The sequence below is a fragment of the Fulvivirga aurantia genome (assembly GCF_009711475.1).
Classification (GTDB): Bacteria; Bacteroidota; Bacteroidia; order Cytophagales; family Cyclobacteriaceae; genus Fulvivirga; species Fulvivirga aurantia.
Window position 1 is genome coordinate 1 of the sequence record NZ_SMMD01000875.1, and the last position, 12,904, is coordinate 12,904.

General features: G+C 39.6%; 16 protein-coding genes. 3 read left to right on the top strand and 13 right to left on the bottom strand.

Annotated elements, in window-relative coordinates:
* Together nhaC and E1176_RS14110 are read left to right on the top strand one after the other, a co-directional pair.
* Positions 1-1,367 (top strand): Na+/H+ antiporter NhaC (gene nhaC / locus E1176_RS14105; protein ID WP_155211277.1); only part of this gene is annotated, 1,367 nt, incomplete at its 5' end.
* Positions 1,367-1,951, top strand: coding sequence for a 3'-5' exonuclease (locus tag E1176_RS14110; protein ID WP_155211278.1), 585 nt, complete (start codon positions 1,367-1,369; stop codon positions 1,949-1,951). The genes nhaC and E1176_RS14110, both read left to right, overlap by 1 nt.
* Positions 1,952-2,001: 50 nt before the next feature.
* Here the strand turns inward: E1176_RS14110 and E1176_RS14115 are convergent, their stop codons facing one another.
* From E1176_RS14115 to E1176_RS14130, 4 genes are all read right to left on the bottom strand, one after another.
* Complete coding sequence (locus tag E1176_RS14115) at positions 2,002-2,259, bottom strand: DUF6952 family protein (RefSeq protein ID WP_155211279.1); 258 nt, start codon at positions 2,257-2,259, stop codon at positions 2,002-2,004.
* Positions 2,240-2,551 carry a thioredoxin family protein gene (locus E1176_RS14120; protein ID WP_155211280.1) on the bottom strand — a complete coding sequence of 104 codons (312 nt, stop codon included), beginning with the start codon at positions 2,549-2,551 and terminating at the stop codon, positions 2,240-2,242. Before E1176_RS14120 ends, E1176_RS14115 begins: the two co-directional genes overlap by 20 nt.
* A 111-nt stretch (positions 2,552-2,662) precedes the next feature.
* The gene (locus E1176_RS14125) at positions 2,663-3,274 is read right to left on the bottom strand and encodes an IMPACT family protein (protein ID WP_155211281.1); all 612 of its coding nucleotides are present in this window, start codon (positions 3,272-3,274) and stop codon (positions 2,663-2,665) included.
* On the bottom strand, positions 3,274-4,161 hold the full coding sequence (locus E1176_RS14130; RefSeq protein ID WP_155211282.1) for a hypothetical protein: 888 nt from the start codon (positions 4,159-4,161) through the stop codon (positions 3,274-3,276). The genes E1176_RS14125 and E1176_RS14130 overlap by 1 nt, the downstream gene beginning before the upstream one ends.
* A 169-nt stretch (positions 4,162-4,330) precedes the next feature.
* Here E1176_RS14130 and E1176_RS14135 point away from each other — a divergent pair, with 169 nt between their 5' ends.
* Positions 4,331-5,014: a head GIN domain-containing protein gene (locus E1176_RS14135; RefSeq protein WP_155211283.1), complete on the top strand. Its 684-nt coding sequence runs from the start codon at positions 4,331-4,333 to the stop codon at positions 5,012-5,014.
* 58 nt (positions 5,015-5,072) lie between these two features.
* Here the strand turns inward: E1176_RS14135 and E1176_RS14140 are convergent, their stop codons facing one another.
* The 9 genes from E1176_RS14140 to E1176_RS14180 all read right to left on the bottom strand — a co-directional run bounded on the left by E1176_RS14140 (position 5,073) and on the right by E1176_RS14180 (position 12,687).
* Positions 5,073-5,765: a lysoplasmalogenase gene (locus E1176_RS14140; protein WP_155211284.1), complete on the bottom strand. Its 693-nt coding sequence runs from the start codon at positions 5,763-5,765 to the stop codon at positions 5,073-5,075.
* Positions 5,752-6,957 carry an MFS transporter gene (locus E1176_RS14145; RefSeq protein WP_155211285.1) on the bottom strand — a complete coding sequence of 402 codons (1,206 nt, stop codon included), beginning with the start codon at positions 6,955-6,957 and terminating at the stop codon, positions 5,752-5,754. The genes E1176_RS14140 and E1176_RS14145 overlap by 14 nt, the downstream gene beginning before the upstream one ends.
* Before the next feature lie 106 nt (positions 6,958-7,063).
* Positions 7,064-8,159 (bottom strand): peptide chain release factor 2 gene (gene prfB, locus E1176_RS14150; protein WP_155211292.1). Its coding sequence is split into 2 segments (ribosomal slippage): positions 7,064-8,098 and positions 8,100-8,159, totalling 1,095 coding nucleotides; the frame shifts between segments, so codons are not numbered across the junction.
* A 55-nt stretch (positions 8,160-8,214) separates the two neighbouring features.
* Positions 8,215-8,730 (bottom strand): hypothetical protein, encoded by a 516-nt coding sequence (locus tag E1176_RS14155; protein WP_155211286.1) that lies wholly within the window; start codon positions 8,728-8,730, stop codon positions 8,215-8,217.
* A gap of 44 nt (positions 8,731-8,774) precedes the next feature.
* Positions 8,775-9,839, bottom strand: a complete 1,065-nt coding sequence (locus E1176_RS14160; protein ID WP_155211287.1) for a branched-chain amino acid aminotransferase — start codon at positions 9,837-9,839, stop codon at positions 8,775-8,777.
* An 81-nt stretch (positions 9,840-9,920) separates the two neighbouring features.
* A complete protein-coding gene (locus E1176_RS14165; RefSeq protein ID WP_155211288.1) occupies positions 9,921-10,469 on the bottom strand; it encodes a cob(I)yrinic acid a,c-diamide adenosyltransferase in 549 nt (182 codons plus the stop codon).
* A gap of 71 nt (positions 10,470-10,540) precedes the next feature.
* Positions 10,541-11,272, bottom strand: a complete 732-nt coding sequence (locus tag E1176_RS14170) for an ABC transporter ATP-binding protein (RefSeq protein ID WP_155211289.1) — start codon at positions 11,270-11,272, stop codon at positions 10,541-10,543.
* Between the two features lie 121 nt (positions 11,273-11,393).
* Positions 11,394-12,263 carry an alpha/beta fold hydrolase gene (locus E1176_RS14175; protein ID WP_155211290.1) on the bottom strand — a complete coding sequence of 290 codons (870 nt, stop codon included), beginning with the start codon at positions 12,261-12,263 and terminating at the stop codon, positions 11,394-11,396.
* On the bottom strand, positions 12,253-12,687 hold the full coding sequence (locus E1176_RS14180) for an acyl-CoA thioesterase (protein ID WP_155211291.1): 435 nt from the start codon (positions 12,685-12,687) through the stop codon (positions 12,253-12,255). Before E1176_RS14180 ends, E1176_RS14175 begins: the two co-directional genes overlap by 11 nt.
* Positions 12,688-12,904 lie beyond the last annotated feature (217 nt).

The window sequence follows — 12,904 nt, forward strand, 5'->3', positions numbered from 1 at the left end:
ACTCTTCGTACGGCCCAAACCAGATTGCTTTATTAGTAACAGCCGCCTTTGCCGGTCTTTTGAGTTTAAAGCTTGGCTACAAATGGGAAGATCTTGAAAGTGGCATTGTAAAAAGTATAAGCTCAGCCATGGCTGCTATACTTATATTATTAATGATTGGTTCACTCTCAGGTACCTGGCTCATTAGTGGAATTGTACCAGCCATGATTTATTACGGGCTCGAAATACTCAATCCAACCATATTTTTATTTGCTGCATGTATCGTAAGTGCCATTGTTTCACTTGCTACAGGTAGTTCATGGTCAACAGCGGCTACAGTCGGTATAGCTCTCATTGGTATAGGAAAGGCCATGGGCATACATGATGGCGTAGTGGCAGGTGCCGTAATATCTGGCGCCTATTTTGGCGATAAGATGTCTCCACTGTCTGATACTACCAACCTGGCTCCGGCTATGGCAGGCACAGATCTATTCACCCATATAAAATACATGGCCTTTACAACCGGCCCTTCAATTATTATCGCGCTTATCATCTTTCTTATTTGGGGATTCACACTAGATACCTCAGCCAATGTGGGCGAAGTAGCAATCGTACAAAAAGCGATAACTGAAAAGTTTAATATCAACCTCGCATTATTTATAGTACCTGCAGCCGTCATATTCATGATCGTAAAAAAGGTGCCTGCGTTACCAGCACTTTTGGCCGGAACATTACTAGGCGGTGTTTTTGCTCTTATCTTTCAGCCACACCTTATGGATGGGGTGTCAGGCGTTACAGACAATACATTAAAATCTGCTTATGGCGCTATCATGCAAGCCATGTTTTCTGATGTATCTATGGCCACTGGCAACGAAATGGTAGACGAACTATTAAGTTCAGGTGGTATGTATGGTATGTTGAGCACCGTTTGGCTGATTGTGACGGCCATGGTTTTTGGTGGAGTAATGGAAACAAACGGCATGCTTAAACGCATAGCAAAGTCAATCATTGGTCTCGCTAAATCTACCGGCTCTTTAGTAGCCTCAACAGCTGCAACATGCATTACCTTCAACGTAACTGCTTCTGATCAATATATTGCCATTGTAGTACCTGGTAGAATGTTTGCCAGCGAATATAAAGAGCGTGGTCTGGCTCCAGAAAATCTTAGTAGAACTTTAGAGGACTCAGGTACGGTTACATCGGTTTTGATTCCGTGGAATACATGTGGTGCTTATCAATCGTCTGTACTTGGTGTAGCTACTTTTGCCTACATGCCTTATTGTTTCTTTAATATTATAAGTCCATTCATGACGATTATGTATGCCTATCTCAATATTAAGATCAGGCGCATAGGTCAGTCTAAAGAAGATTCAACTGCTACTAAATAATGTTTGCCTCTACTATTTCTAGAGAAGAGATTAATGAGCTTCCTTTGGATGGTTACAAAGGCAAAATACACCTTATTACTAAGGAAGATCAATTAGCATCTGTCTTCAAAAAAATCAGTGACCACAAGATAGTAGGCTTTGATACTGAGTCTAAGCCGACTTTTAGAAAGGGAGAATACAATCATGTGGCGATGATACAGATCGCAATTCCTGAAGAGGTATTTTTGATAAGAATCAATTACACAGGTATAACTGATGAAATTCTAAGGTTTTTAGAAAATGAGCATATTACCAAAATAGGTGTTGCGCTCAGAGATGATCTAAAAGACTTAAATAAATTGAGACCGGCCAAACACAAAGGCTTTGTAGAGCTTAATAAAATGGTGACTGAGATTGGTATAGAAAGTAATGGCTTGAGAAAGCTTACGGCTATCATTCTTGGTTTCAGAATATCTAAAAATGCTCAGGTATCTAACTGGGAAGCTGAGAAGCTCACCCAAAAACAACTTCAGTATGCCGCTACAGATGCTTGGGTGTGCCTAGAAATGTACAATAAGCTAGAGCAGAAAGGCTATGTAGAATAAAAAAGCCCTTCAGCTATTGCCAAAGGGCTTCATCGGTTTAGGTGGTAATGTTATTTGTCTATAGACCCCATAACTCTTTCCATAAAACCATTTAGAGCTTCTTTAGAAGATTTACCCTCTTTAATTTCTTTACTCACTTCTATGGCACCATATAAGTTAGATAGCAACTCTCCAATCACATCGAGTTCCTCATCTTTGATGCCTTTCGCCTCAGTGAGATATTCAAGTAATTCTATCGTTTCTACAACCCAGTCTTCATCGTTTTTGTCTACGAATTCAACTACGTGCTTAATTATTGGTAACCTCATCTAGTATATTAGTTATTAATTCAACTTTATTTCCTGAAGCCTGAGATACTAACGCTCCATTTTTGAAACCAGCGAATGTTGGTAAATTTTTCACCTCAGCCAGCTCACGTGAGTTAGGCAACTTTTCAGCATCTACATATACAAATTGTACATTTTCGTTTTCAGATGCCAATCGCTTAAATTTTGGCTTAGTAATTCTGCAATTGCCACACCATGTAGCTCCGTACTGCACCATTACCATCTCATTATTTTCTACTATCTCTTTTAAGTTATCTTCTGTAAGATCTATCATTTTATCTGTGTTTTAGCTTTCTTGTTTTTACTCCTACAAATTTGAGCCTTCGCAGTCTAAATTTATAATAAATGCTATATGTTAAATTTATGGTTTGATAGATAACAACTATCACTTGACTGTAATGCTGCTGCCTGTATCGATTAATAGTTGTAGTTTTTCTTTGACCTGATCGATCAAGCCAATTTTCACATCTACCACTACAGAACAAGATGCAGCAAATTGCTGATCTACAATATCAATGTTATAATCATCTATCAATCGCATCACCTCACTTGTAGCATCATAATCATACTCCAGCTCCAAGCGCTCGGTAATAGCAACAGTGATTATTTTACTATTGTTTAGGGCTTCTTCTGCTGCCAGTTTGTAGGCATTTATCAGGCCGCTTACACCAAGCTTTGTACCCCAAAAATAACGAATGACCACTACCAATACATCCGTCAACGCTTTACTGTTAATTTGGCCCAGTATAGGATCTCCTGCAGAGTGGTTAGGCTCGCCATCATCATTGGCGCGGTAATCTTTACGCTCTGCACCCAATACATAGGCATAGCAGTGATGACGTGCATCATGATAAGTAGCTCTTAATTTCTCAAGCTCAACTTTTACTTCTTCTTCTGAAGTAACGTGAAAAGAAAGGCCTATAAACTTGCTTCCTTTTTCTTTGTATAGCCCTTCACCATGTGTAGATATGGTTTTATAACTTTCGGGCTTTGACATTAGAGATTAGATAGTTCCTGGTAAGAAATTAATATAATTGAAATTAATGCCAGCACCAACCCGGCAAAATTAAGTTTACTGATTTTCTCTTTAAAGAAAATAACTGAAACGATCGCTCCAAAAATAATGATTCCTACGTTCATAAGTGGATACACCATTGCACCATCATTCTCAAAAGCAGACAAAGAAGTGATTAAAAAGTAAATTGAGAAATAATTAACTACTCCTAGGGTAACTCCTCCCAAGACATTTCCTAATTTGATTGTTTGCTTTTGAACCATTAAAATAATGATACCGATCACAGAAGCAGATGCAAAAACAAATACGGGAAAGATTGCCTCTTCCTTAGTCGATAGAAAAACATGGTTAGTGTAGTTGATAGAAGAATCAATTATACCTCCTAAAACAAAAATTAGTATAGGTAGTGCTAACTCAAATCCAGAAATAGCTTCGGTCTTAATTTTTTTCTCTTTGTAAGAACTCAACAATATGGCCACAACGGCCAAAAACATACCTGAATAGTTAAAAAAGGTATAGTCCTTAGATTGTATACCTAAAACCAATAAACTAAACAAAACAGGTATCACCAATGACATTTTTGTAGCAATGGAAGAGACGGTAATGCTAAACTTTTGTGTGGTAATGGCCATCAGGTAAAAAGTGCCTATAAAAATACCACCCAATCCCATGGCTATATAAATCCAGGTATCTGATGTACTTACCGATGAGACCAATTGCATGTCGCCAATGAAAATAAGCCCGGTGACCACGCAGGTGATATAATTAAAAACAATGGCCTGTAATGTATTAAGTTTAAGAACGCCAAACATTCTGAAGCATACAAAAATGCCCACGTTCATTAAAACACAAAGTAGTATCTGTACCATAAAAACTTTTTAGAATCTGCAAATCTAAAGAAGTATCTCTTAGCCTGTAACTTTTTTCTGAATATTGAGTCTAACAAGATGCAACCTTTAAATGAAAGTGTAGTCTTTATTCTGTTTTGAGTGCAAAAGATGCGCTCACAGGTCAAACTACTTAAATCAATTACAACTTATGAAGTATCTTTTTAGTCTCTTATTTATTGCAGCATTTACAACCGCTACACTTGCCCAAAAAACAGTAAACGTTTCTGAATTCACAGAAGTATACCTTAAAACCTCAGCTGATGTCTACATATCTAAGGGCAGTACATTACGAGTAGAAGTAGAGGGTGATGAAGACGATTTGGAAGATGTTGATATATATGTGAAAGGGGGCACTTTGTATATTGATAGTGAGGACAGCTGGAGCTGGTTTGGAAGTAGCTCAAGTGATGTCACCGTAAACATTACCATGCCTACTATCGAAGGGGCAAGTGTTTCGGGCTCTGGCAGTCTTGTAGGTAAAGACAAGTTTAGAACCAATGAATTATCTCTCGCAGTGAGTGGATCTGGCATTATAGAACTAAATGCAGACGCAGGTTATACAAGCACAGCCGTTTCAGGGTCTGGCAAAATTTACCTATCGGGAAGCGCAGAAGAGATGTCTGTAAAAATAAGCGGCTCAGGTCGCGTAAAAGCTGAAGACTTCGTGTCAGAAAAGTGTAAGGTATCTATTTCTGGCTCAGGTAGCGCACAGGTTAACGTCAAGAGCTCGATAGATGCAAGAATAAGTGGTAGTGGTAGCGTTTATTATAAAGGCGATCCTGCCAAAGTTGATAGCCACACTTCAGGGAGTGGCAGAATAAGAAAAATGTAGTTTTTAGGTCAAAAACTCAATGCTAGGAAGGTCCGGTTGATTTACAACCGGACTTTTTTTATTGGCCTTCATCGTCATGTACGGCTACACCTTCAACAATTAGAAATTGGGCACTACTATATGTAGCCATAATCCAAAAGCCAGCATACGGAAAGGTTTCTACAAATTTATCAACGGCCAAAAGTGTATCTGAAAGCATAAATAAAACTGCGCCTGTAAACACAAGAACAAAACTTCTATGCGATGTTCTACCAAACCGATATAGCGCTGAAATAGCCATAAGCGTAAGAATAGCTGCATAAACTATTACTGGCAACTTTAAAGCACCCAGGTGGGCGTACAAGACATGTACCACTGCTGAACCAGCCAGCACGATAATAAATATGTAGCGCATCTTCTGGGTAGAAAGTAGCGAGGTACTGGTATTTGGGTAAGTTGCCTTTCTATTTACAACGATGTAGCCAATATGAGCTATGAGAAAAGCTCCTAGTCCATAGATGAAGTAGTTGTCACTTCCTGCATCAAACAATAGCAGTATATCTCCCAACCAACTAAACCCTAAAGCAGTAATTAGCACTAAAAATGAAGTCTCCTTTTTGCGACTTATCCTTATAAATGCATAGATCGCTAATATCGGCATTAACACAGATTTGCTAATTAATCGGATGTCTTCGATTTGATTGGTTATTGCCAGTAAATCTGTAGCTACTGCAGCAGCATAAATGGTTAATAGAAGTTTAGTCTTTTGCATGTTTCCTCCTTTTATTAGATATGAGAAAATATATAAGTAAACTAAAACCCACAAGTGCGACACAACCTCCAGTCCAGAAGGTGGCAGCAAAATTCTCTGGCTGATTATCGTAAATGAGGCCAGATAAAAAAGCACCTGACATGATACCAATCTCCAGGGCAATAAAAACAGTAGCCATAGCTCGCCCTCTATGTTCCGGATGACTCAAGTCTGTAGCCCAGGCAAAAATAGTAGGTGAATTCATGCCCGTGGCAATACCGAAAATCACATTTCCAATGAGGAATAAAGTGATGGAATCTGCAGCTCCTACCACAAACATACCGGTGGCATAAAGCAAAGAAGAGATCAATAAGATAGGTTCTCTACCGTAAACATCAGACGCCCGGCCAGCTGCCAGTCTCACAAATAAGGAGGCCACGGTAAAAATTAAGAAGGCTACACCTTTGTTCACAAAAGGAATGCCTTGATCCATAATGCCAATGTGCTTCGTAAGATCAGGTACGATGGTAAGCATAATACCAAAAGAAAACGTATTTAGCACCATGATAATCGATGGCCTGACCACAGATTTATCGAAAATATCACCCCCCTTTATTTTAAGATGAGAAAGCTTAAATCGTTCAGGATTTGCCAGTGTCTCCTTCATTCCCACCAAAATAAGCACAGACAAAATAGCTGTAGCTGACGATGCATAGAACATAGTGTTAAGAGAAAACTGTAGTGCTATTTCACTACCTATGGCTGGACCACTCGCCATGCCCATGGTGCCAAAAACACCTGCCAGCCCCATGGCCTCACCTCTTCTATTCAGCGGTACGATGTCAGCCACATAAGCTACCGTACCTGTGGGCTTAAAACCAGTAGAAAAGCCATGAATAAAGCGTAGAAATAAGAAACCACCGACCGAAGTAAGTATCGGGTATAAAAAACCTATAACGAAGCAAACTGCTGCACCAAAAACCATGACAGGAATACGACCTACCTTGTCAGTAAGCTTACCGCTAAAAGGTCTGGAAAAGCCCGCAGTAAGTGTAAATAAGGAAATGATCAGACCTTTGTACTCTTCACCACCCAGACTAGTGAGATAATCAGGCAGCTCTGGTATGATCATATTGAAGCTGGCAAAGAAGAGGTAGCTGCTCAGACATAATAACCAAAACTGTAGAGTATATGTCTTCGCTGGTTTGTTCATGAGTGAGTCAAATCTAATTTATCTTTCTGATATTGTTGCCGCTAAAAGCAAAGATGCCATCACCTGAAGCGATGGCACCTTATAAATATTCGTATGCATTTTTTGCTTAGCTCTCAGACTCTTCCTGAGCGCCAAGTAAGAAGGCTTTCATGTAATCATCAAGATCGCCATCTAAAACATTTTGTACATCTGTACGCTCAACACCGGTTCTTGCATCTTTTATAAGCTTATAAGGATGCAGCACGTAATTTCGTATCTGCGAACCGAAGTCTATTTTCATTTTAGAGCTTTCGATTTTATCTCTGGCTGCATTTCTTTCTTCAAGCTCCTTCTGGTACAAACGAGACTTAAGCATTTTCATGGCTCGCTCCCGGTTGGCCAACTGTGAGCGCTCAACCTGACATACAATTACAATTCCTGTGGGTTTGTGAGTAAGCTGCACTTTGGTCTCTACCTTGTTTACATTCTGTCCACCGGCACCTCCAGATCTGGATGTATGCAGTTCGACATCTGCAGGGTTGATTTCAATATCGATATCGTCATCAACTATCGGTGAAACATAAACGGATGCAAAAGATGTGTGCCTTCTTCCACCTGAATCGAAAGGCGAAATACGTACTAGTCTGTGAACACCTATTTCTGATTTGAGATTACCATAGGCGAACTCTCCATCAATCTCCAAGGTTGCCGACTTGATTCCTGCCGTGTCTCCGGGCTGGTAGTTTACCTGTCTTACAGAATATCCATGACTTTCGCCCCACATGATATACATACGGTTTAGAATATCTGCCCAGTCCTGGCTCTCTGTACCACCTGCTCCAGGGTTTATCTCCAAAATCGCTCCTAGCTGGTCTTCTTCACCGCTTAGCATTTTTTTGAACTCAAGATCCTCTATGAGCTTCTCAGCTTTGGCATATTCTTCATTTATTTCATCTTCACCAACTTCGTCAGCTTGATAAAACTCGTAAAGCGTTTCAAGATCTTCTAATTGTTGAAAAACAGTTTCAAAACTGTCCGTCCAGGTTTTTTTGGCTCTTATGCCTTTTAATATTTTTTCTGCCTCATCCGGATTATTCCAGAATTCTGGCTGAGCTGTAACCAGCTCTTCTTCTTTTACCTCTGCTACTTTCTTATCGTAGTCAAAGATACCTCCTCAAAGCCTCTACTCGGGCTTTCAAGTCTTTCAACTCGTCTGATGTCATATCTAATTTTTTTTGCAAATATAAGTTTAATCTCACGCGTGCGAAAGCTTATCGATCACTTCGCGTAATTAAAATCAGTAGCCTCCAATCTGTACTTCCTACCTGTGATTTTAAATTTTTTCTTTACAAAAAGCTGAAGCAATAAACCGGTGCCGATCAAACCTCCACTTATCATCAGCGTTTCCTCACTTGGGCCCAATCCATTGCCTTGCACCAAAAGTTGGTTGGCCTGGTCAAGCCCAATGAAAAGCACTCCACCGGTCACGGCTAAGCCAGAAAATAGAGATATAAAATGACTGTCTCGGTAGGGCAATTTTATTTTTTCTATTTCGTCAAAAGAGATTTCATTATAATGAAGCTTGATAGAATTATCACTAAATCCAATGATTAACCCGTTATTGAAGACCTTCTCACCTTTTAATTTGAAACTTATATCATCACCAGGAGCAAATTGATGCAAAACATGATTGCGCCTTTTTAGTACTAAATACCTTTGGGAAAAGGCACTGAGAGAAATAAGTAATAAAACTACAAGTAGGGCCGACTTACGCACTGAAATAAAAAAATCCATCTCGAAAGCTTACGAGATGGATTGTATATAGGTTTAAATATTATTTATATTCTGTGCAACCAGCCAAATTTATCTTCGGCTTTACCCAACTTAATATCGTCAAGTGCCTTAAGTACTTTATTAGAAAACTCTCTGGTTTCTACAGCCGGAAGCTCAAAGTCTTCATCGTTATAAGCGATATTTGAGATCTGTGCAATGGTAGCCGCAGTACCAGCTCCGAAGGCTTCTGTTAACTTACCATCTCTGATGGCATCAATCACTTCAGCAACTTCTACTTTGCGCTCTTCTACCTCCATGCCCCAATCTCTGGCCAGTGTCAGTACACTATCTCTGGTGATACCGTTGAGGATTGTATCGCCAGTAGCTGGTGTTACTAATTTACCATCGATCACAAACATGATGTTCATAGTACCCGACTCCTCAATGTATTTATGCTCTTTGCCATCTGTCCAGATCAGCTGATCGTAACCCTGATCTTGTGCCAGCTTAGCCGGGTAAATTGCCGGGCCATAATTACATCCTGTTTTGCAGAATCCGCTACCACCTTCTACAGCTCGTACGAAGTGGTTTTCTATTTTTACTTTTACAGGTTTAGCATAGTAAGCACCAACAGGGCAAGTAATAATCATAAACTTAAAATCCTGAGATGGTCTGATACCTATATAATCATCATTTGAGAAAACAAACGGCCTTATGTAAAGTGATGTACCGTCTACCCCCGGAACCCAGCTTTTATCAGTCTCTAGAAGTGTGTTTAGTCCATCAAAGTATAAATCTTCTGGTAGCAATGGCATACACATACGCTCAGCGGAGATATTCAATCGCTCAAGATTTTTATCTGGTCTGAACATCACGATGTCACCATTTTCGTGTTTATAGGCTTTTAACCCTTCGAAAATAGAAATCCCGTAATGAAGCGCAGGACTTGCCGGGCTGATTTTCATCATTTCGTATGGGTCTATGCGAGGATTTTTCCATTCACCACCCATAAAGTCTACAGTGAACATGTGGTCAGAATAAACTTTACCGAATTGAATGTTGTGAAAATCTATTGAGCTGATTTTGCTCTCAGCCACTTTATTTATTTCCATATTTTGTGTTGCAATCATAGTATAGAAGTTAAACGGACTAACAACTGTTAGGATTGCAAAAGTAGTAAAATAATGCGATTAGAAAAAACCGACTTTGACTTACATCCTAGGTTTCCAGGGTACCTCGTCTGCATTCAATTCCTGAGACATTTTGCGGGCCAAAACGAATAGGTAATCTGAGAGTCGGTTTAGATAAACGTAAACCATCTCGTTAATTGGCTCGCTATCATTTAACGTGACAGCCAAGCGCTCGGCCCTGCGGCACACACAACGGGCTACATGACAAAAAGAAACTGACTGATGACCTCCAGGAAGTATAAAACTTTTCATAGGAGGTAACTCCTCCTCCATTTGGTCTATACACTTTTCCAAAAACTCGACATCTTCTTTTTTGAGCTCCGGTACTTTTACTTTGGTATTACCGGGTTCTGTGGCAAGTATAGAACCTACCGTAAACAGCCTATCCTGTATCTCTACCAGTTCTTCTTTTCTCTTTGCATTAACTTCCTGATCTCTAACGAGCCCGATGTAAGAATTTAATTCATCAACAGTGCCGTATGACTCAATACGTAAGTTGGCTTTACTTACTTTCGAACCACCAAATAGAGAGGTTGTGCCTTTATCACCGGTTTTGGTATAGACTTTCATATTTAATGCTTTTGATTTTTGCTTCGTGGAGCAAGTTTAGCACAAGTTGAGGTCAATAAGAAACCTGAGTTTTATTCTTGAGGTAAAGCTGCCTTTTGATCAGCCGCACGTGTGATATTTTCATTTACCACATCAGTCTCAACCAGACCATCTCTCAGCCTGATTATTCTGTGGGCATAATGTGCGATATCATCTTCGTGTGTTACCATGATAATGGTGTTTCCGGCATCATGCAGTTTTTGGAAGAGCTCCATAATATCGTATGAAGTTTTGGTATCCAGGTTACCTGTAGGCTCATCAGCCAAAATGATACTTGGGCTATTTACCAAGGCTCTGGCTATAGCCACACGCTGTCTCTGTCCACCAGAAAGCTCATTGGGTTTGTGATGAGCACGATCACCAAGACCTACATTTTCTAAGGCTTCCAGCGCCATTTCATCTCTATCTGATTTTCCGTAACCGGCATAGATCAGTGGAAGAGCTACATTTTCAAGTGCTGACGCTCTAGGCAAGAGATTAAAGGTTTGAAAAACAAAGCCAATTTCTTTATTCCGAATTTCGGCAAGTTCGTTCTCAGTAAGGTCACTTACATCATGGTTGTTTAATACATACCTTCCGTTGGTCGGGGTATCAAGACAACCGATAATATTCATAAGGGTAGACTTACCAGAACCGGAAGGTCCCATAAAAGCCACATATTCTCCTTTATCTATTTCGATCGAAATAGACTTAAGTGCCTCCACCGTCTGGGTTCCCATTCGGTAAACCTTTGATATTTCTGAGGTTTCTATAATCTTGCCCATAATCCAAAAATAATGATTTAATAGCTAAACACTAAACTACAGGATGTTACAGTCAGATTTAGAAGTAATTCCTTAAACGGTCAATTAAGAGACTGAGTGAGTTTTAAAAGCAATATAGCGCTTATGCTACAGATATGAGCTCTTTTTTCTTTTCAGTAAATTGAAGACAAGCGTCAATTACAGCCTCATCCTTTAGAATTCTCGTATGCCCCAGACCTTTGGTCGTCATCAACTTAGACTGAGGGTATTTATTGAGAATAACGTACGGATTTTCTATCGTTACTTCCCTATCGTCTTCATCATGAATAAGCAAAATGTCTACATCATCTAAGTCTTTAACGATATGTTTTGCACTGTATTCGTCAAATGATTTTCCAAACTTGCTCTCAACATATTGATTAAAGTAAGTAAGCACTCGTTTTGAAGCCCTGAGACTTCTCAAAAAGGCTCCAATTATGTGATCGGCCATCGTAGGGCTACCAATCATTACAAGCTTATCGGTAAACCTATCCTTAATCAAGGCATGCATTACAGCCACTCCACCAATAGAATGACCTACCACACTATGAAAATCATACTTATCTGCCAGTGCATTTACTGTCTCGGCAAAATACATGATATGTGATTTTTTGCCCTCAGACTTACCATGACCAATAGCATCAAAAGAAACGACCTTGTATCCGGCAGCATTAAAAATGGGAACAAATCTTTTAAACTGTGTTCCCCGACCCATCCAGCCGTGTACAAATAAAACCGGCTTACCTTCTCCCCACTCGTACACCTGAACATTATTATCAGCTATCCTTACTTCATGTTTAGAAGCTGACTCCATAATTTCGATTTCAGAAGCGGGTGTTTTGTACCTCACAGGGGTAAAAAATAAGTTTACAAACCACCTATTAGCCAACCACTGGGAGATAGCTTCCACTTTGGGAAATGTCCAACTCACTACTCTCAGTGGCAAAGGCGTTTTTATCTTTTTATTCTTCATAGCTCGCCATTTTAGGAGAAAGACTGTCTAATAATTTGACTATTTCTTCAGGTGGAGCTGTTAATTTACGAGCTCTTATGTCCATCCAGGCGCCACGGTAGGTTAATGTAGCGGCATGAGATCCATCTTCTTTGTAGACATCATGCTTGATCTTCCACTTTCTACCATCGCTCGATTGTTCCAGTAATTCACAATCAATAGTGATAGTCTCACTCAGCAAGATTTCCTTTCTATAATCAGTTTCTGTACCGAAAATAATCGGCCCTATACCCATCTGCATGAGCTTATTGAAACTAAAACCATTTGCTCTGAAAAACCTGATTCGGGCCTGGTCTGCAAAATCTAAATAAGCAGTATGCCTTAAATGCATGTTAGGGTCAACCTCTGCCCACTTTACTTCGAATGTTGTTTTATAATTATCCATTTCTAAAGACCGTTCGGTCTGTTTTAGATCAAAAAAATATTTCGTTTTAAGCTGACTTTTTTAATGGTGTCAACACGGTGTTTCTTATGTAATTCTTGATGTAATCAGAAGCAAAATCTAAACACTCCTTATGATCATCGACTCTAGACATAATTATTGCACCTTCCAGTGTAGCGACTATTAACGTAGAAATTTCTTTTATGTTGATGTCTTCTTT

What these genes read in the sequence shown, in the direction of transcription:
- E1176_RS14145 (WP_155211285.1), bottom strand. Translation starts at nt 6,957, where the DNA reads ATGAACAAACCAGCGAAGACATATACTCTACAGTTTTGGTTATTATGT.
- E1176_RS14165 (WP_155211288.1), bottom strand. Translation starts at nt 10,469, where the DNA reads ATGAAAGTCTATACCAAAACCGGTGATAAAGGCACAACCTCTCTATTT.
- E1176_RS14130 (WP_155211282.1), bottom strand. Translation starts at nt 4,161, where the DNA reads ATGGTACAGATACTACTTTGTGTTTTAATGAACGTGGGCATTTTTGTA.
- E1176_RS14120 (WP_155211280.1), bottom strand. Translation starts at nt 2,551, where the DNA reads ATGATAGATCTTACAGAAGATAACTTAAAAGAGATAGTAGAAAATAAT.
- E1176_RS14170 (WP_155211289.1), bottom strand. Translation starts at nt 11,272, where the DNA reads ATGGGCAAGATTATAGAAACCTCAGAAATATCAAAGGTTTACCGAATG.
- E1176_RS14160 (WP_155211287.1), bottom strand. Translation starts at nt 9,839, where the DNA reads ATGATTGCAACACAAAATATGGAAATAAATAAAGTGGCTGAGAGCAAA.
- E1176_RS14140 (WP_155211284.1), bottom strand. Translation starts at nt 5,765, where the DNA reads ATGCAAAAGACTAAACTTCTATTAACCATTTATGCTGCTGCAGTAGCT.
- E1176_RS14115 (WP_155211279.1), bottom strand. Translation starts at nt 2,259, where the DNA reads ATGAGGTTACCAATAATTAAGCACGTAGTTGAATTCGTAGACAAAAAC.
- E1176_RS14135 (WP_155211283.1), top strand. Translation starts at nt 4,331, where the DNA reads ATGAAGTATCTTTTTAGTCTCTTATTTATTGCAGCATTTACAACCGCT.
- E1176_RS14175 (WP_155211290.1), bottom strand. Translation starts at nt 12,263, where the DNA reads ATGAAGAATAAAAAGATAAAAACGCCTTTGCCACTGAGAGTAGTGAGT.
- E1176_RS14180 (WP_155211291.1), bottom strand. Translation starts at nt 12,687, where the DNA reads ATGGATAATTATAAAACAACATTCGAAGTAAAGTGGGCAGAGGTTGAC.
- E1176_RS14125 (WP_155211281.1), bottom strand. Translation starts at nt 3,274, where the DNA reads ATGTCAAAGCCCGAAAGTTATAAAACCATATCTACACATGGTGAAGGG.
- E1176_RS14110 (WP_155211278.1), top strand. Translation starts at nt 1,367, where the DNA reads ATGTTTGCCTCTACTATTTCTAGAGAAGAGATTAATGAGCTTCCTTTG.
- E1176_RS14155 (WP_155211286.1), bottom strand. Translation starts at nt 8,730, where the DNA reads ATGGATTTTTTTATTTCAGTGCGTAAGTCGGCCCTACTTGTAGTTTTA.